The following is a 17314-nucleotide window of genomic DNA, read 5'->3' on the forward strand; positions in this document are numbered from 1 at the left end:
ATGACCGTCCTCGTCACCGGAATCGCCGGCTTCATCGGAATGCACACTGCCGCACGGCTGCTGCGGCGCGGTGAAGCCGTGGTCGGCATCGACAATTTCAACGACTATTACCCTGCGCGACTGAAAGAGGCGCGGATCGCCGAGCTGGAAAAGCTCGGGGGAAATCTGACCGTGCACCGCGTCGACGTTGGTGACGAGCCGGTGCTGGCGTCGAGCCTTGAGGGCGCGGCTTTCGACCGCATCGTCCATCTCGCCGCGCAGGCAGGCGTGCGCTACTCGCTCGACAATCCGGCGGCCTATGTCCGCGCCAACCTTGCGGGGCATCTCAACATCCTCGAACTGGCGCGGCATCGCGGCGTCCGTCACCTGGTCTATGCCTCGTCATCCTCGGTCTATGGCGCGAACAAGACGATGCCGTTCCGGGTCGAGGACCGGGTCGACCATCCGATATCGCTCTATGCCGCGACGAAGCGCGCCGACGAACTGATGAGCGAGACCTATGCCCATCTCTTTCGGATTCCGCAGACCGGGCTGCGTTTCTTCACCGTCTATGGACCGTGGGGACGTCCGGACATGGCGCTGTGGAAGTTCACCGACGCCATTCTCGCCGACCGTCCGATCGACGTTTTCAACCATGGCGAGATGCGGCGCGACTTCACCTATATCGACGATATCGTCGACGGGGTGATCCGCAGCCTCGACAATCCGCCTGCCGACGACGGTCTCGAAAAGGCCGGTGGTTTCCGGACTCCGCACCGCCTCTACAATATCGGCAACAACCGTCCCGAACCCTTGATGGAGTTGATCGCGGCGATCGAGCGGGCCTGCGGACGGAAGGCGCGGCTCAACATGCTGCCGATGCAGGATGGCGACGTTCCCGCGACCTATGCCGACATTGCGGCGATCAGCGACGAACTCGGCTACCGGCCGTCAACGCGCATCGACGTCGGCGTGCCGCGTTTCGTCGACTGGTTCCGCGACTTCGGCCCGCTCGGCGGGCCGTCCGCCTGAACGTCAGTGGCGCGCCTGCGAGCGCGTCGGCAACACGGTCATGCCTTCGGCCACGTCGCGCAGCACCAGGCTGCCCAGCGAGACGATGACGTTGCTTCCCACGCTGCGCCCCTCGAGGACGACCGAATTGGGGCCGAGCAGGCTGTCGCCGCCGATCACCGCGGCCCCGCCGACGAAGGCGCAGGGCGCGACGATCGCGCGCGCGCCGATGATCGCGTCATGTCCGACCACCGCCGAGCTGTTCAGGATCGCATGGGCGCCGATCGTGGCATCGACGCTGACAACGACTCCGTGGGCAACAATGGCGCCCGGAGCGACCTCCGCACCGCGCGAAATCGTCGCGTGCGGCGAGACGAGCGCGACGCTGCTGAGGCCCAGTTGGTCGATCCGCCCGATCAGCTCGGCGCGGCGCGCGAGCGATTTGCGGTCGACCGCGCCGAACGCAATGACGAAATGGTCGAACTGCGCCTTCAGGTCCGCAATCGCCTCGACCGGCCCGAGATGCGGCAGCGCGGCCACCCCCGGCGCGTCCGCGACATAACCGACCACGTCATGACCATTGAGATCCGCAATTTCATGGACTTCCTTGGCGAAACCGCCGCCGCCGACCAGCAAGATCCTGCTCATAGAATAAACTCCACAATCGCGCGCTGACGGGTCACCGCGAAAACGACGTCGCGGTCGAACAGGACCGCGTGGACAGGGCCGCGCACGCGCATCAGCCGATGCTGCCGCAGATAATCGTCGATCGCATCGGCGCCGACGCCTTCGTAACAGATATGGTGGAGCCCTTCCCCCGCCCGGTCAAGATGAGCCCAGGTAAAAGCGCTTTCGCCGAGCGGCTGGATCAGCTCGATCCGCGACGCGTCGCCGACCTGATAGAGCGCGATCCGCGCATTCTGAACCGGGTCGACCACCTCTTTTTCGAGCGCCAGTCCCGGCAGCGACGCCGCATAGGCATCGAGGTCGCGAACGACATAGCCGATATGATGAACGCGGATCACAGCGACGCGCCGGCGTCGATCGTCACCGTCTGGCCGGTGATGCTGCGCGCGGCGTCGGACATCAGGAACATCGCGAGGTCGACCACCTCGGTCACCGTCGCGATACCGCGCGGGGTCGAGGCCGCGAGCTTCTCGCGGAACTCCGCATTGTACACATGCGGCTGCGCCTGTGTCATTTCGGTATCGAGCCAGCCCGGAGCGATACCGACCGCACGTTTCGGCGCGCATTCGCGCGCCAGGCCGTGGATCAACGCATCGAGCCCGGCTTTCGCCGCCGAATAAGCGAGAATGCCCGGCTCGGGTCGCTGCGCCGCGATCGACGAAATCGCGCAGAAGACCGAATCGCCGTGCGCATTGCGCGGGCTTGCAAAGGCTGCGGCGCTGACCAGCGCGCCCGTCAGGTTCACGTTGACCACATCGGCCATGTCGGCCGCCGACACGGCACGCAGCGGCTTGATGAGCTGGCGCCCGGCGCAATAGACGAAACGATCGATCTTGCCGTTCGCCGCGACCGCCGCCTTGATCGTCTCGGTCAGCGCCTCGCTGTCGCCGACGTCGCAGGCATAGGCGGTGCCGTTCGCACCCGCGAGCGCCTCCAGCCGGCCGGTCCGCCGCGCGAGCAGCGACACATGGTGGTCCGCCGCCAAACGCCCCGCCAGCGCGGCCCCGATCCCGCTCGACGCGCCAACGATCAGCGCGTGCGGGCGCGGCGCGCCCGGGTCTTCAGTCATTGACCGCACCGCCCGCGAGCGCGATCAGCTCGTCGGTGGTCTTGAGGTTGTTGATGGTGTCGATATCGACCTCGGCGCCCAGTTCTTCGAGCAGTTCGACGATCGACAGGATGCCCAGCGAGTCCCACATGTCGATATCTTCGAGATTCTGGCCGCGGGCGATGTCGCCGTCATAATCGAGCACTTCGGCGACTTTGGCGAGGAAGGTGGCGCTATCCATGGGTCAATCCTTGATTCCGGTGAAGGTCGCGGGCGCGTAGATCGCGTCGGTTTCGACGATCGCGGCCGCCCAGCTGAGGCCGATGCCGAACCCCGCGAACAGCGAGGTCAGGCGGCGAGAAGAATAGTCGTCGGACAGAAAGCCCGAGATGGTGCCGGGGATCGACGCGCTGTTCTGGTTGCCATAGACCGACTGGGTGTCGGACGGCAGCCTGGCGTCATCGACCTTCATCCGTTTCTGGATGTTCTTCAGGATATATTTGTTCGGCTGATGCAGCACGAAATAGTCGATCGCGTCGGGCTCCTTCGCTCCGAATTCCAGGATGTCGGTGATCATCGACGGCACGCGCTGCAGCGTGAAGTTGAACACCGACGCGCCGTCCATGTGCATCAGCTGCGGCATCCCCTCATCCTCGGGCGCCTTGCGGACCCCGCTGTTCGGGATGATCAGCGCGCGCTCGCCGCTGCCGTCCGAATAGAATTGGAAACTGCTGGCCGACGGCCTGCGCTCGATCAGGATCGCCGCGCCCGCGTCGCCCATGATCGGAGCGATCGCATGGTCGGTCGGATCGACGAACTTCGATGCAACATCGCCGACGCACAGCAGAACGCGATCGAGACCCGATTCCACCAGGCTGAACGCCGTCGCCAGACCATAGACGAAACCACTGCATCCGAGCCGCATATCGAACGCGAGCGAGGTGATCGGCATCCCGAGCCGTGTCGCGAGCGAAATCGCGGTCGCGGGCGCGGCATAGTCGGGGGTCTGGGTGACGAAGATCAGCCCCTGGCAATCCTGCGGCGAAATGCCGCAGCCCTCGAACAGCCGCCGGGCCGAGTGCGCGCAAAGGTCCGACGTCGTTTCGTCGCCCGACACGATCTGCCGACGGTTGAGTCCGATCGCCCGCTGCAAGCGCGCGACATCGGCTTCGCTCAGCCCCATCGACGGCGCCTCAGCCACGAAATCGACCATCCGGTCCCCGACCGTGGTGACGATGCCGCGGATCGAGGCGTTCGCGAAACGCAGTTCGGCACGCTGTTGATCAGGCTGCAATGCATTTCTCCACATAGGCATTCCACGTCGCCCAATTCTTGAGCGGCGATTTTTCGGCATCGAAGATCGTCTCGTCGGCCAACGGCACGTAGCGGCCATAGACAGCTTCGATGCGGCCCTCTGTTTCGAGCAGCAAATCGACGATTGCGAAGGAATCGACCGCGTCGAAGATGTTCGTGGAGAGGTCGAGTTCGATCGGCGCCTCGGTTTCCAGATTTTCAAGGACCGCCGCGAGCGAGTCGGACGTGATTTGTGCAATCTCGGACATCAATCAACCTCAATCAGTTCGTTCGTCAGACCATAGTCGGTTTCGTTGCCGTGAACATAGCGGCGAACATCGTCATCGCCTTCGACCAGCGAAAAGCCGACGCGATCATAGAAATCGGCGACCATCGGATTCTTGCCCGACCGGATGTAGCTCGCCCTCACCTCGCCCGCCGGTATCTTCGACAGCACATATTTGACGACGTCCTCCTCGACCTTGCGGCCGAGCGCGCGGCAGCTCATAAGGAAGGCTTCGATCTCGCCGCCCCGGACGATGACGACCGCGATGATCCCCATGTCACCGAAACGGTCGCGCACGCGAAAGTCGAAGACCTGCCCCTCCTCCATCGCGGCGAGAATATCCGCTTCCGAATAGCGCCGCGTCGTCAGGTTGAACTGGTTCGTCTTGTTCGTCAGCTGCGCGATGCGCTTCACATGGTCGGCCCGGTTGATCCCGGCTTCGAGCACCATGCCGAGCGACGCGATATAGTCCTCGATCGACGTCGCCGATGCCGCAACCTCCTGACGCTGCGCCTCCTGCCGATATTGCTCCGACTTGGCCAGATCTTCGGCCGAAGGCGACCAGGTGCCGAGGTCGGGAATGGAGGCCAGCCAGCCGAGCGCGTCCGCAGCCTCGCGAACATCGAACTGGCGGGCGGCGATCTGCGGAAATTGTGCCGTAACCTCGGCGATCTCGACGGGGTTGTCGTCGATGAACAGCATCGAATCGATTCCGACGTTGAGCTGTTCCGCGATCGACCCGATGTTGGCGCTCTTGGGTTCCCAATTGGCACGGATCGCCGCAAAGCTGTCCCAGCGCAGCGGCATGTCGCGCCGGTCGAAGGCTTCGCGCACGTCGGCTTCGTTGTTCTTGCTGACAAGGCAGAGCAATATGCCGCTGTCGCGAAGCGAGGCCAGCGCGGCCTGGAACCGGCGGAACAGGATTCCCGGATACTGGTCGTCGACCTGGATGCCCTCGACGCCGTCCTCGCCGACCACCCCGCCCCATAAAGTGTTGTCGGCGTCGAGCACAATCACCTTCTTGCGCACGACAAAGCGTTCGCGGATCGCCCGTGCATATTCGCCGACCAGCGCGGGGAGCGCATGGCTGGTATAGGGCATCCGCATCATCGCGCCATTGGTCGCGCTGATCGACTTGTCGAGCCCGTTCAGCGCCAGCACCCCCGCGACGTCGGCGATGCTCACCCACCCCGTCTCGTCGGCGCAGGCGAATAGCATCTCGTTCAGCCGCGCGGTCAGGCGAAGCTGCGCGACATGATCGCTGCCGACCAGCCGGTGCACCGGCGGCGCGAGCGTGTTGACGACGACCACTGTCCGGTTTGCGGCGGCAAAGCTGCGCAGCGCGTCGCAATATCCCTGCATCAGCGCGACCGCCTGCGCCTCGCCCTGCACCATGAAGTGATCGGGGGTCAGGTGGACGACCAGCACATCGGCCTTGCTGCCGCCCAGCAGCACCTGGATGCTCTGGTCGATCCCGTGATGGACGACCGCAACATCATCCCACGGGAGCAGACGGGCAAGGCGGCCGAAAGGTTGGGTAACGATGTTGCCGACAAACTCGATCAGCATGAAGGCGGCGCTCCGCGGTGATCAATCGCCGGCTTTCGCGCCATGCCGACGAGGTTTCCGCCCAGCGACAGCAAGGCCGACGCACGCCAGACCGACTTGAGCTTGGCGCTCGGATTGATCCGCGCATGGGCCAGCCCGAAGGTCGCATCGTCATAGGCGCTCGTCGAAATCCACGGATCTTCGAAGCCGGCATTCGCGAGCGCGTGGCGCAGCGTCTTCGAGCCATAGGCGATCATGTGATAAGGCGGAACGACCTCGCCATAGCTCTGCCCCCATTTGTTGAGCCGCCGGATGATCGCGGTCAGCCCGTCGTCGCTGGGGACGTCGACATAGATCATGCCTCCGGGCCGCAGCGCGGCAAGGGCGTTGGCAAGGAAGCGATCCGGATTGCGGACATGCTCCAGCACCTGCGACAGGAAGATGATATCGAAGCCGCCCTGCTCCGCGACGGCCGGGGTAAAGAGATCGCGCGGATCCATGGCGGCGAAATCGCCGTGCACGACATCCAGACCGCGGCCCGCCATTTCTGCGGCCATCACCGGATCGATCTCGCAGCCGCGCCAGCTTCCGCCGCGGCTTGCCACGACGGCGCTCAGCAATCCGCTTCCCGGCCCGATCTCGAGCCAGTGGCGGGGTTCGCCGCCAAGCCGTTGGGTAAAATAGCTCCAGCGGCGATCGATGAGGTCGGCGAGCGCGGCGCCCAACCGATCGGATTGATTGAGCAGCGTCGAGAAATGATGCGGGCTGGTTTCGACCGATCCCGCGTCTTCGATCGCGGTCGCCTGATCATTTTCGCCGAAATGCAGGCCGCAGGAACGGCACGCGTGCACGATCAGGTTCCGGCGCCGGATCGGCGCGGCATGAACGGTCTCGTGACATAGGGGGCAGGATGGTGACAGGTTCACCGACGACTCCGGATTAGGCGGTGCGTGATTGCACCATTGAATGGACGTTCGCAACCGCTGCAGTCCTTGAAAATTCCAGCGAATATGGACCGATTGCTCTGAAAACAAGCCGGGCTACCCGGCAACCGGCGACCGGGCTGGACCGGCGATGGACAATTGCGACGCCCGTTTCACGACCGTGCCCGCCATGCCTGGAACATCAGGATCGGCCATAGCCGGTGCTGGTGATTGCCGGCCCCGGACAGATGGCGCTGCCACAAGGCGGCGATCGCCGGCCGGTCGAAATACTCGTCGAGCGATGCCGCGCTATCGAACAACAGCCCCTCCGCCCATTCCCGCAACGGCCCGCGCAGCCAGTCGTGGATCGGTACGCCGAACCCCTGCTTCGGCCGCTCGATCAGCTGGCGCGGCACGTGGCGGTACAGCATCTCGCGTAGCGGCCATTTGCTCACGCCGTCGCGCAACTTCATGTCCGCCGGCAGGCTCCAAGCGAAGCGGATGACGTCGACGTCCAGCATCGGCACCCGCGTTTCCAGCGAAACCGCCATCGCGGCGCGGTCGACCTTGGTCAGGATATCGCCGGGCAGATAGTGAATCGCGTCCATCGCCATCATGCGATCGGGGAGCGGCAAGCCGGCGACGATTTCGAGCGCCCTGCCCTCGAAGCCGTCCTTTTCCGAAGGGTGGCGCAGAAGCTCCCGGAAATCCGGGTTCACGCTGATCAGCGTCGCGTAGAGCGCGTCGCCGTCGCGGGACGCGATCACCCCGGCGGCCTTGTGCATTTTTTCACCCACGCCGACCGCCTTGCGCGCGACCAGCGGCCCGATGGCAGCATCCCATCGCGCCGGCGAAACCGCCGTCATCGCGCGGCCCGCAAGACGGCGCAGCGGGCGCGGAATCCGCGCCAGCCGCGGCCAGCTCCGATGCGCGTGGACGTGACGATTATATCCGGCGAACAGCTCGTCGCCAGCATCGCCCGACAGCGCGACCGTCACCTGCTCGCGCGCCATGCGCGCCACCAGATAGGTCGGGATCTGCGAGGAATCGGCAAAGGGTTCGCTGTAGATTCCGGGAAGGTCGGGAATGACCGCCAGCGCGTCCTCCGGGGTGACGATCAGCTCCTGATGGTCGGTCCCTAGGTGCGCGGCCACCGCCCGAGCATGCGGCGATTCGTCATAAGCGCTTTCCGAAAAGCCGATCGAAAAGCTCTTCACCGGGCCGCTGGCATTGTGCTGCAGCAGTGCGGTTACCGCAGAGGAGTCGATCCCGCCCGACAGAAAGCTGCCGAGCGGCACGTCGGCGACCGACTGCCGCAAGACGGCGTTCCCCAAAAGCCGCTCAAGCTCGTCGACCGCCTCGATCGCATCGCCGCGGAAGCGCGCCTCGCCCGCCGCGCGGGCATATTCCGAAAGCGTATCCCAATAGACAAACGCGTCTTCGCCGCCATCGGCCGAGAGCGTCAGCCGCGTGCCGGGCGCCAGCTTTCCGACACCCCGATAAACAGACGCCGGATCGGGAACATGACCGAAGCGCAACAGCTGGCTGACGGACGCGGGGTCGATCTCGGGCCGAAAGGCGGGGTGTGCGTGCAAAGCGGCGAGATCGGAAGCGAACAGCAGCGTCCGCTGCTCGCCTTGTCCGACCCACCCATGATAGAGCGGCTTTTCGCCCATCCGGTCGCGCGCAAGCGACAGGCGCCCCTCCGCGCGGTCCCAGAGCGCGAAAGCGAACATGCCGTTGAGCGCCGCGAGCGTCCGGTCGAGGCCCCACGCGGACAGGGCGGCCAGCAACACTTCGGTGTCGGAATGGCCGCGCCATCCGGGCGCCTGCCCTGCGGCTTCCAGGTCGGCGCGCAGGTCGGCGAAATTATAGATTTCCCCGTTATAAACGATGACATAGCGCCCGTCGGCCGATTCCATCGGCTGGGCGCCGCCGGGCGACAGGTCGATGATCGAGAGCCGGCGATGCCCCAGCGCCACGCCACGATCCGTATCGACCCATGCTCCGTCGGCATCGGGGCCGCGCCGCCGGATCGCCGTCGTCATCGCCTTGAGCGTCGCAAGGGCGTGCCGATCAAGTCCCGAAGGCCGCCAAAAGCCCGCTATGCCGCACATGCCGTCCAACTCGCCACAATCTGGGGGAAGCCGCCCCTTAAACCTAAAATTTTAATTGGCCAGCCTTTTTCGGGGCGGTAAAGGCCCGCACGTGTCTTATTCAACCGGCCGAATTCCATCATGATTCCGATATTGCTGACGCCCCGCCGCTTCGGCGACGACCGGGGCTGGTTTTCCGAAACCTATCACGAGCAGCGTTTTCGCGACCTGGGCGTCGCGGCGGCTTTCGTGCAGGATAACCACAGCTATTCGAAGCAGGCGGGGACGATCCGCGGCATTCATTTTCAGCGTCCCCCGCACGCGCAGGCGAAGCTTGTCCGGTGCGTCCGCGGCCGGATTTTCGACGTTGCGGTCGACCTGCGCCCGGCTTCGCCGACGTTCGGCCAGCATGTCGCGGCGGAATTGTCCGCGGACAACGGCCACCAACTCTTCGTTCCCGCCGGGTTCGGCCACGCCTTCATGACGCTCGTCGAGGATTGCGAGGTCGTCTACAAGGTCGACGCCTATTACGCCCCCGAAACCGAAGGCGGCGTGCGCTGGGACGATCCGGCGATCGCGATCGACTGGCCGGTCATCGGCGGCGTCGCGGATGTTCCGATGCTGTCGCCGAAGGACGCGGTCCTGCCGTTGCTGGCGGACGCCGCGTTCGATTTCGCCTATGACGGCACGCCGCTCGCACCGCTCCAAGCCCGAGAAAAGAAGAAATCATGACCGCTTCCAAGACCATATTGATCACCGGTGGCGCCGGATTCATCGGCTCGGCGCTCGCGCGGCATCTGATCGAGGAGAGCGGCCACCGGGTCGTCGTGCTCGATGCGCTGACTTATGCGGGCAACCTGTCATCGCTCGCGCCGGTCAGCGGCAGCGACCGCTTCCGTTTCGTGCGCGGCGATATATGCGACCGCGCGCTCGTCGAAAGTCTGATCGCGGACGTGCGACCCGACATCATCGCGCACCTTGCCGCCGAAAGCCATGTCGACCGGTCGATCGACGGCCCCGCCGCCTTCATCGAAACCAACATCGTCGGCACCTTCACCATGCTGTCGGCCGCAACCGATTACTGGCGGGCGCTTCCCGAGGCCGACAAGGCCGGGTTCCGCTTCCATCACATCTCGACCGACGAGGTGTTCGGCGCGCTGGGTGACGAGGGCTTCTTCACCGAGACCTCGCCCTATGACCCGCGCTCGCCCTATTCGGCGTCGAAGGCGGGGTCGGACCATCTCGTCTCCGCGTGGCACCACACCTATGGCCTGCCGACGCTCGTCACCAATTGCTCGAACAATTACGGTCCCTATCATTTCCCCGAAAAGCTGATCCCGCTGATGATCATCAAATGCCTCGCCGGCGAGCCGCTGCCGGTTTACGGGCGCGGCGACAATATCCGCGACTGGCTGTTCGTCGACGACCATGTCCGCGCGCTGCGCACTGTGTTCGAAAAGGGTGTCGCGGGCCAAAGCTATATGGTCGGCGGCAACAACGAACGCACCAATCTGCAGGTCGTCGAGGTCATCTGCGACACGCTCGACGGCATCGAGCCACGCGCCGACGGCCGCAGCTACCGCGAACAGATCAGCTTCGTCGCCGACCGGCCGGGGCATGATTTCCGCTACGCCATCGACGCGAGCAAGCTGCAGTCGGAGCTCGGCTGGGCGCCGCGCGAGAATTTCGAGAGCGGCATGGCGCGGACGATCCGCTGGTATCTCGACAATCGCGACTGGTGGCGGGACATATTGTCGGGCCGCTATCGGGGCGAACGCCTGGGAATTGCGAAGTCCGCCTGATGCCGGACTTGCCGCTGCTGATCACCGGAGCCAACGGGCAGGTCGGAGGCGCGGCCGCGCGGTTGGCGCGCGAACGCGGTATCGCGTGCGAAACACCGTCGCGCGCCACGCTGGACCTGGCCGACGCGGCGTCGATCCACCGCTACATGGACGGCAGGCGCTGGCGCGCCATACTGAACTGCGCCGCCTATACCGCAGTCGATCGCGCCGAGAGCGAGCCCGAGCTCGCTCACGCCGTCAACGCGGTGGCCCCGGGGATGCTGGCCGACAACGCCGCCCGGCAGGGCTGTCCGATCATCCATGTCTCGACCGATTATGTCTTCGACGGCGCCAAGGCCGAACCCTATGTGGAAACCGACCCCGTCGCGCCGCTCGGCGTTTATGGCGCGTCGAAAGCGGCCGGCGAGGATGCGGTCCGCGCCGCCGCGCCCGCCTCGCATGTCATCGTCCGCACGGCTTGGGTATTGAGCGCCGGCGGCGCCAATTTTCTCGACACGATGCTGCGCCTGGGCGCCGAGCGCGACCAGCTGGGCGTCGTCGCCGACCAGCATGGCTGTCCGACCAATGCCGACGACCTCGCCGACGCGATGCTCGCGATACTCGCGCGGGACCGCGCCCCTGGAACCTGGCATGCGGTCAACGGCGGCGAGACGACATGGCATGGCCTCGCCTGCCATATCTTCGATCGCGCCGCTGCTGCCGGGCTCAAGGTGCCCGAGGTCCGCGCGATCGCGACCGCCGACTATCCGACGCCCGCGCGTCGGCCGGCGAACAGCCGCCTCGCGACGGGAAAATTGCACGATGATTTTGGCCTGACGCTGCGCCCATGGCAGGATGCGGTCGACGCGATCCTGGCCGAGCGGCTGGCACGATAGGGGGAAGACAAGATGCGCGGAATCATTCTGGCCGGCGGATCGGGAACGCGGCTCCACCCCGCGACGCTGGCGATCAACAAGCAGTTGCTGCCCGTCTATGACAAGCCGATGATCTATTATCCCCTGTCGACGCTGATGCTCGCCGGAATTCGCGAGATATTGATCATCTCGTCGCCCGAATATCTCGACAATTACCGCCGCCTGTTCGGCGACGGCAGCGACCTCGGCCTCGCGATCGAATATGCGCTGCAACCGCGCCCCGAAGGGCTCGCGCAGGCGTTCCATATCGGGGCCGACTTCATCGGCGACCAGCCGGCGGCGCTCGTCCTCGGCGACAACATTTTCTTCGGTGCCGGTTTCCAGAAACTGCTCGCGAATGCCCGCGACCGGCGGGCGGGTGCGACCGTTTTCGCCTATCAGGTCGCCGACGCCCGCGCCTATGGCGTCGTCGAGCTCGACGACGACGGCCGCGCGCTCGGCATCGAGGAGAAGCCGGCGCAGCCGCGGTCGAACTATGCCGTTACCGGCCTCTATTTCTATGACAACCGGGTCGTCGACCTTGCACGGCAAATCCGCCCCTCGGCGCGCGGCGAACTGGAAATCACCGACCTCAACCGCCTCTATATGGAGGCCGGCGACCTCTATGTCGAGCAGATGGGACGCGGCTATGCCTGGCTCGACACCGGTACCCACGACAGCCTGGTCGAGGCATCCGAATTCGTTCGCGTCATCCAGAAGCGCACGGGCCAGATGATCGGCTGTCTCGAGGAAATCGCCTACAGGCAGGGCTTCATCGATCGCGACCAGCTGATCGAACGCGGCAAATTCTTCGCCAAAACCGACTATGGTCAATATCTGCTCGCTCTGGCCGAATAGGCATCGATGAGCGACCCGCTCGCCATGAATCCGGTCAAGCGGTTGCTGCGCCGTTTCGGCGACGCGCAGTGGAAGGTCAGCGCCCAGAAACTTCTGGGCGCGAACCTTCTGGCGCAGATCATCAATCTCGTCTTCATTCCTGTCCTGACGCGCATCTATCCCCCGACGGATTATGCGGTGCTGGCGACATTGATGGCGGTCTCCGTCATCCTGTCGCTCGTTGCGGCGCTTGGCTTCGACTATGCGGTGCCGATCGTCGACGATGACGACGAGGCAACATGCCTGACGCAGGCCGGGGCCTGTTCGGCGATCGGCGTCGCGGCCGCGGTCAGCCTCGCCGCGATCGCGGTCCCGACCGAGCGCCTCGCCCCGGTGCTCGGCGACCGCCTGGCGGCGACGGTGCCATGGGCGATCGGCCTGATCGTCCTGTCGGCCAGCCTTTCGACGACGCTGGAAGCGCTGCAGATCCGGCATCGCCGCGTCGACGTGATCGGCTGGGCGCGTGTCGCTCAGGCGTGCGTCGGGGTCACCGCGCAGATCGGGCTGGGGCTCGCGGGCGCCGGGGCGGCCGGCTTGGTCATCGGCTACGGCTTGTTTCTGCTGACCCCCGCCGTTGTCCACATCGCCTATCTGGCGGCCACCCGCCAGCTACGCCTCCACGGCCCGAAACGGGTCTGGGAGGCGGCGGCGACCAACCGCAAATATCTTCACTACACGGCGCCCGAAGCGCTGTTCAACGCGCTGTCGGTGCACGGTCCGTTCATGATCATCAGCTATTTCGGATCGAACCCGGTCATTGCCGCGCATCTCAGCCTGGGCCTGCGGCTGTTGCAAGCGCCCAGCTTTCTGGTCGCAAAGATCGGCTCGCAGCTCGTGCAGGGGTCGGCGCGCGACTGGCATGCGGGCGGCAGTCTTGCAGACAACAGCCGCAAGATTACGCTCGGCCTCGGCGCGATCGGCGTCGTCGCCGGGGTGCCGACCATCATCCTCGCGCCACTGCTCGCAACACCCGTGTTCGGTCCCGAATGGACGGGCGTCGGCTGGGTCATCGCGATGCTGGTTCCCGGCGTGGTCCTGCACATGGTCAGTTTCCCGCTGATCCCCGTCGCCTATCTCAAGGGCCAGAATGCGGGCATCATGATCCTGACCGCGAGCGCCGCCGTCTTTCGCAACGGACTATGCGCGATTGCCCTCGCGTCGGGCGGTTTTGCGACCGCGGTGGCTTTCAGCGGCGGCGCAATCGTGCAATACGCGATCCTCACCGCCTATCTCTACCGGCTGAGCCGCGCGGTTCGCCAAACGGAACACAAGAATGTCCAATAATCGGAGCGCTCCGTCGGCCCAGCTCCGGCCTACCCTGCCGCAAACTCTCGCCATCATCCCGTCGGCCTACGGGCTGCTGGCGTGGGTCGCGACGCTCGCGCTGCTTCCCGTCTCGACCTCGCCGATCAATCCGATGTCGGAGGTGACGCAGCTGATCGTCATCTATGCGATCTTCTGTTTCCTGATGTCGACGGTGATCCACGTCCGCTACGCGCAGCGGGCGCTGGTCGAATTTACGGATCGGGGTATCGATACGGCGACCTTCGTCGCCTTTCTCGTCTCGGGCGCGATCGGTTCGCTGGGCCTGATGATCTACCTCAACGATATCTCCTCCTTTGCGGGCGGCATCGGGGTTCTGGTCTATGCCATCGTGTCGCAGGATCTGCTCGCGATCCGCGCCTTTTCCGGCGAGCTCGACAGCATCGGGACGCAGCTCAGCTATTTCAGCTGGATCGCGATTTTCCTCGGGACCATGATCGTCTTCCGGTCGAAATATCATCCGCTCATCAAACTCGCGGTTCTGGGCTTTTCGATCGCGCTGCTGTTCGGAAACCTGTTTTTCATCGACCGGACCCGCCCGCTCTGGATTCTCCTGCCGGTCATCTTCACGCTCAGCTTTGCCAAGCCGTTCTGGAAATTCAGGGTGGGCCGCGTTGCCGGGGGCGTTCTTGCCTTCGGGCTGGGGCTTTTCTTTCTCTTCATGACGCTGACCGGGAAATATTCTTCCTACGGCCAGCTCGACTCGCTCTTCGTCTATGCGACGGGCGGCTTCGGCTACCTCGATTCGATCGTCAGCAGCAACGCGCATCAGGACACGACCTTCGTGCGCTCCTTCTACTGGGCGGCCAAGGTGATCGAGTTGACCGGCGCCGATCTCCATATTCCGAACCAGGTTCTCGACTTCCGCTACGTTCCGTTTCCGACCAATGTGGGGACGTTCATCGAGCCCATCTATTCGGACGGCGGGCTCGATTTCGTCTTCCTGTTCATCCCTGTCCTCACGCTCGCGCTCGACCGGCTGGCGCTCTACATGTACCGGCGGTCGGACTATCTCTCGCTGCTCGTATGGGGCAATATTCTCTTCACCCTGCTGATCAGCTTCTTCGTTCCGAAGTTCAACCAGCTACCGCTGTGGCTGTTCCTCTTCATCGCCCTGGCGGCCGGTCCCTTTCTGACGCCGAAGCAGAGCGCAACGCGGTGAAATCGGTGCTCGCGCTGACCCGCTACGGGTCGCTGGGGGCGAGTAGCCGTGTCCGCTTCGCCCTCTATGAGGAGCAGCTGCGCCAGGCAGGCTATTCGCTGACGCTGTCGCCCTTTTTCGACGACGAGTATCTGCGAAACCTCTATGCGGGTCGCCCGCGGTCGAGTGCGGCCGTTGCCGCCGCCTTTCGCCGCCGCCTCGGCGCGCTTCGCGGCGCGCGCAATTTCGACCTGCTATGGATCGAAAAGGAGCTGTTTCCCTTTGCGCCCGGTTTCGTCGAGCGCCTCGCCCGCCGCCCCTATGTGGTCGATTTCGACGACGCGATCTTCCACAATTATGATCGGAGCAGCAATCCGGCGGTCCGCGCGCTGTTGGCGAACAAGCTCGACGCGCTGCTGAAGCGGGCCGCGGCGGTGACCGCGGGCAATCGCTACCTTGCCGACTATGCGGCGGCGCACGGGGCGCGCGACATATTGATCCTGCCGACCGTCGTCGACACCGGCGTCTATCGCCCACACCCCGCCGGGGCGGCGCCGTCGCACGATCTGCTGCTGGGATGGATCGGCTCGCCTGCAACCCGCCATCTGCTCCAGAACATCGTGCCGGTGCTGAACGAAGCCGCCCGGCAGATGCCGCTGCGACTGGTCACCGTGGGCATCGCGCCGCTCGACGACGCGACCTTTCCGGTCATAGCCGAAGACTGGACGCCGGAACGCGAGACCGAGCTGCTCGCACAGATCGATGCGGGGATCATGCCGCTGACCGACTCCCCGTTCGAGCGCGGCAAATGCGGCTACAAGCTCATCCAGTATATGGCGCTCGGCAAGCCGGTCATCGCGTCGGACGTGGGCGTGAACGGCGAGATTGTCACGCCCGAGGTCGGGCACCTCGCACGCAGCGACGCCGAATGGATCGCGGCGATCAAGGCGGTCGCCGCCGATCGGGACAAGAGCCGCGCAATGGGCGTCGCGGCGCGTGCGCGCGCCGAGAGCCATTATTCGCTGAACGCCAACGCCCCCCGGCTCATCGAGCTGTTCGACCGGATAACCGCGCGTCAGAGCCCGCGATAGCGACGGGCGCCCGCCAGCGCGGCGCTGCCGTTCGCAAGGTCGGGCCACAGCCGCTTCAGATCGAACAACAGCCCGTCCTCGCGTAGCAAGGCGTTCAGCGCGTCGATCGACAGCGCCCCATATTCGCGGTGCGGAACGGCGGCGAACACGGCGTCATATTGTCCCGCGAGCGCGTCGGGCACCAGCGTGATTCCATATTCGTGCACCGCTTCCGCCCCGTCGGCGTGCGGATCATGGACGATGATCTCATGCCCCAGCCATTTCAGACGGGCGATGACATCGGCGACCTTCGAGTTGCGCAGGTCGGGGACATTCTCCTTGAAGGTCAGTCCGAGCACCAGGATCTTGCCGTCGCGGCGGCCGAGTTCGTCGTGCAGGCGATCGGCGATCCAGCGGCCCATATCGTCGTTGATCGACCGGCCCGCCAGGATGACCTGCGGGTCATGGCCCAGCATTTCGGCCCGGTGCGACAGATAATAGGGATCGACACCGATGCAATGTCCGCCGACCAGGCCGGGCGTGAAGGGCAGGAAATTCCACTTGGTCCCTGCGGCGTCGAGGACGTCCCAGACGGAAATGCCGTCGCGCGCGAAGATACGCGTCACTTCGTTCATGAAGGCGATATTGATATCGCGCTGGGCATTCTCGATCACCTTCGCCGCCTCGGCGACGCGGATGCTCGGCGCTTCGTGCAGCCCTGCCTCGATGATCGCGCCATAGACGGCCCGCACCCGGTCGAGCGCCTGCGGGGTATCGGCGGCAACGATCTTGGTGATCGTCTCCAGCCGGCGGACCTTGTCGCCCGGGTTGATCCGCTCGGGGCTATAGCCGAGGAAAAAATCGGCGCCGGCGCGCAGGCCGGATTGCTCGGCGAGCAACGGACCGCAGATATCTTCGGTGACCCCGGGATAGACCGTCGACTCGAACACCACCACCGCGCCCTTCGCCAGACGCGGGCCGATCAGCCGACACGCGCTTTCGATCGGCCCCAGGTCGGGCCGGCGCATCGCGTCGATCGGCGTCGGGACGGTCACGATGATGAAGCTCGCCCCGTCGAGCGCCGCCGGATCGTCGGAAAAACGGAGGCCGCAGGCCTGGAGGTCGGCGTCGGCCACCTCGCCCGTCCAGTCCGACCCGGCCGCCAGCGACGCCACACGGCGGCTCGAAATATCGAAGCCGGTGACGTCGAACCCCGCACGCGCCAGCGCGACAGCCACCGGCAGGCCGACATAGCCAAGGCCGAGGACGACGATCTTTTCATTCTGGGGAGCAGGCGCAGCGGCCATGGTGGACATA

The 17314-nt window shown here is 65.1% G+C and carries 18 protein-coding genes; 8 read left to right on the plus strand and 10 right to left on the minus strand.

The features are described from left to right. Window positions 1–1011: an NAD-dependent epimerase/dehydratase family protein gene (locus J1N50_RS09350; RefSeq protein WP_215353259.1), complete on the plus strand. Its 1011-nt coding sequence runs from the start codon at window positions 1–3 to the stop codon at window positions 1009–1011. Window positions 1012–1014: 3 nt separating this feature from the next. Here J1N50_RS09350 and J1N50_RS09355 read toward each other — a convergent pair whose 3' ends face one another. The 9 genes from J1N50_RS09355 to asnB all read right to left on the minus strand — a co-directional run bounded on the left by J1N50_RS09355 (window position 1015) and on the right by asnB (window position 8892). Continuing rightward, window positions 1015–1638: a PglD-related sugar-binding protein gene (locus tag J1N50_RS09355; protein WP_215353261.1), complete on the minus strand. Its 624-nt coding sequence runs from the start codon at window positions 1636–1638 to the stop codon at window positions 1015–1017. Then, window positions 1635–2015, minus strand: a complete 381-nt coding sequence (locus J1N50_RS09360) for a VOC family protein (protein ID WP_215353263.1) — start codon at window positions 2013–2015, stop codon at window positions 1635–1637. The genes J1N50_RS09355 and J1N50_RS09360 overlap by 4 nt, the downstream gene beginning before the upstream one ends. Next, the gene (locus J1N50_RS09365) at window positions 2012–2746 is read right to left on the minus strand and encodes an SDR family NAD(P)-dependent oxidoreductase (protein ID WP_215353264.1); all 735 of its coding nucleotides are present in this window, start codon (window positions 2744–2746) and stop codon (window positions 2012–2014) included. The genes J1N50_RS09360 and J1N50_RS09365 overlap by 4 nt, the downstream gene beginning before the upstream one ends. Beyond that, window positions 2739–2966 carry a hypothetical protein gene (locus tag J1N50_RS09370; RefSeq protein WP_215353265.1) on the minus strand — a complete coding sequence of 76 codons (228 nt, stop codon included), beginning with the start codon at window positions 2964–2966 and terminating at the stop codon, window positions 2739–2741. Before J1N50_RS09370 ends, J1N50_RS09365 begins: the two co-directional genes overlap by 8 nt. 3 nt (window positions 2967–2969) lie before the next feature. Next, window positions 2970–4019, minus strand: a complete 1050-nt coding sequence (locus J1N50_RS09375) for a ketoacyl-ACP synthase III (protein WP_215353266.1) — start codon at window positions 4017–4019, stop codon at window positions 2970–2972. Next, complete coding sequence (locus tag J1N50_RS09380) at window positions 4009–4287, minus strand: hypothetical protein (protein ID WP_215353267.1); 279 nt, start codon at window positions 4285–4287, stop codon at window positions 4009–4011. The genes J1N50_RS09375 and J1N50_RS09380 overlap by 11 nt, the downstream gene beginning before the upstream one ends. After that, window positions 4287–5873 (minus strand): HAD-IIIC family phosphatase, encoded by a 1587-nt coding sequence (locus tag J1N50_RS09385; protein ID WP_215353268.1) that lies wholly within the window; start codon window positions 5871–5873, stop codon window positions 4287–4289. The genes J1N50_RS09380 and J1N50_RS09385 overlap by 1 nt, the downstream gene beginning before the upstream one ends. Beyond that, window positions 5867–6778 carry a class I SAM-dependent methyltransferase gene (locus tag J1N50_RS09390; RefSeq protein ID WP_215353269.1) on the minus strand — a complete coding sequence of 304 codons (912 nt, stop codon included), beginning with the start codon at window positions 6776–6778 and terminating at the stop codon, window positions 5867–5869. The genes J1N50_RS09385 and J1N50_RS09390 overlap by 7 nt, the downstream gene beginning before the upstream one ends. 170 nt (window positions 6779–6948) lie before the next feature. Next, a complete protein-coding gene (gene asnB / locus J1N50_RS09395; RefSeq protein WP_215353271.1) occupies window positions 6949–8892 on the minus strand; it encodes an asparagine synthase (glutamine-hydrolyzing) in 1944 nt (647 codons plus the stop codon). 120 nt (window positions 8893–9012) lie between these two features. Between asnB and rfbC the strand changes: the two genes are divergently transcribed. From rfbC to J1N50_RS18020, 7 genes are read left to right on the plus strand one after another with little or no spacing between them, the layout of a single operon-like run. Further along, window positions 9013–9603: a dTDP-4-dehydrorhamnose 3,5-epimerase gene (gene rfbC, locus J1N50_RS09400; protein WP_215353273.1), complete on the plus strand. Its 591-nt coding sequence runs from the start codon at window positions 9013–9015 to the stop codon at window positions 9601–9603. Further along, window positions 9600–10673: a dTDP-glucose 4,6-dehydratase gene (gene rfbB, locus J1N50_RS09405; protein ID WP_215353275.1), complete on the plus strand. Its 1074-nt coding sequence runs from the start codon at window positions 9600–9602 to the stop codon at window positions 10671–10673. Before rfbC ends, rfbB begins: the two co-directional genes overlap by 4 nt. Further along, complete coding sequence (rfbD, locus tag J1N50_RS09410; protein WP_215353277.1) at window positions 10673–11548, plus strand: dTDP-4-dehydrorhamnose reductase; 876 nt, start codon at window positions 10673–10675, stop codon at window positions 11546–11548. The genes rfbB and rfbD overlap by 1 nt, the downstream gene beginning before the upstream one ends. Before the next feature lie 12 nt (window positions 11549–11560). Beyond that, window positions 11561–12424: a glucose-1-phosphate thymidylyltransferase RfbA gene (gene rfbA, locus J1N50_RS09415; protein ID WP_215353279.1), complete on the plus strand. Its 864-nt coding sequence runs from the start codon at window positions 11561–11563 to the stop codon at window positions 12422–12424. A gap of 6 nt (window positions 12425–12430) precedes the next feature. Then, on the plus strand, window positions 12431–13747 hold the full coding sequence (locus J1N50_RS09420; RefSeq protein WP_215353280.1) for a lipopolysaccharide biosynthesis protein: 1317 nt from the start codon (window positions 12431–12433) through the stop codon (window positions 13745–13747). Then, window positions 13737–14948, plus strand: a complete 1212-nt coding sequence (locus J1N50_RS09425) for an oligosaccharide repeat unit polymerase (protein WP_215353281.1) — start codon at window positions 13737–13739, stop codon at window positions 14946–14948. The genes J1N50_RS09420 and J1N50_RS09425 overlap by 11 nt, the downstream gene beginning before the upstream one ends. After that, on the plus strand, window positions 14945–16018 hold the full coding sequence (locus J1N50_RS18020) for a glycosyltransferase family 4 protein (RefSeq protein ID WP_215353282.1): 1074 nt from the start codon (window positions 14945–14947) through the stop codon (window positions 16016–16018). The genes J1N50_RS09425 and J1N50_RS18020 overlap by 4 nt, the downstream gene beginning before the upstream one ends. Here the strand turns inward: J1N50_RS18020 and J1N50_RS09435 are convergent. Further along, entirely contained in the window at window positions 16003–17304 is a 1302-nt protein-coding gene (locus tag J1N50_RS09435) for a nucleotide sugar dehydrogenase (RefSeq protein ID WP_246553298.1), read from the minus strand. The genes J1N50_RS18020 and J1N50_RS09435 overlap by 16 nt on opposite strands. Between the last annotated feature and the right edge of the window lie 10 nt (window positions 17305–17314).

The sequence above is a fragment of the Sphingopyxis soli genome (genome assembly GCF_018682675.1).
Lineage (GTDB): Bacteria > Pseudomonadota > Alphaproteobacteria > Sphingomonadales > Sphingomonadaceae > Sphingopyxis > Sphingopyxis soli.

Excerpts from the sequence above, each read along its gene's own strand:
- J1N50_RS09350 (WP_215353259.1), top strand. The coding sequence starts at position 1 with ATGACCGTCCTCGTCACCGGAATCGCCGGCTTCATCGGAATGCACACT.
- J1N50_RS09355 (WP_215353261.1), bottom strand. The coding sequence starts at position 1,638 with ATGAGCAGGATCTTGCTGGTCGGCGGCGGCGGTTTCGCCAAGGAAGTC.
- J1N50_RS09365 (WP_215353264.1), bottom strand. The coding sequence starts at position 2,746 with ATGACTGAAGACCCGGGCGCGCCGCGCCCGCACGCGCTGATCGTTGGC.
- J1N50_RS09370 (WP_215353265.1), bottom strand. The coding sequence starts at position 2,966 with ATGGATAGCGCCACCTTCCTCGCCAAAGTCGCCGAAGTGCTCGATTAT.
- J1N50_RS09380 (WP_215353267.1), bottom strand. The coding sequence starts at position 4,287 with ATGTCCGAGATTGCACAAATCACGTCCGACTCGCTCGCGGCGGTCCTT.
- J1N50_RS09385 (WP_215353268.1), bottom strand. The coding sequence starts at position 5,873 with ATGCTGATCGAGTTTGTCGGCAACATCGTTACCCAACCTTTCGGCCGC.
- asnB (WP_215353271.1), bottom strand. The coding sequence starts at position 8,892 with ATGTGCGGCATAGCGGGCTTTTGGCGGCCTTCGGGACTTGATCGGCAC.
- rfbC (WP_215353273.1), top strand. The coding sequence starts at position 9,013 with ATGATTCCGATATTGCTGACGCCCCGCCGCTTCGGCGACGACCGGGGC.
- rfbB (WP_215353275.1), top strand. The coding sequence starts at position 9,600 with ATGACCGCTTCCAAGACCATATTGATCACCGGTGGCGCCGGATTCATC.
- rfbD (WP_215353277.1), top strand. The coding sequence starts at position 10,673 with ATGCCGGACTTGCCGCTGCTGATCACCGGAGCCAACGGGCAGGTCGGA.
- rfbA (WP_215353279.1), top strand. The coding sequence starts at position 11,561 with ATGCGCGGAATCATTCTGGCCGGCGGATCGGGAACGCGGCTCCACCCC.
- J1N50_RS09420 (WP_215353280.1), top strand. The coding sequence starts at position 12,431 with ATGAGCGACCCGCTCGCCATGAATCCGGTCAAGCGGTTGCTGCGCCGT.
- J1N50_RS09425 (WP_215353281.1), top strand. The coding sequence starts at position 13,737 with ATGTCCAATAATCGGAGCGCTCCGTCGGCCCAGCTCCGGCCTACCCTG.
- J1N50_RS09435 (WP_246553298.1), bottom strand. The coding sequence starts at position 17,304 with ATGGCCGCTGCGCCTGCTCCCCAGAATGAAAAGATCGTCGTCCTCGGC.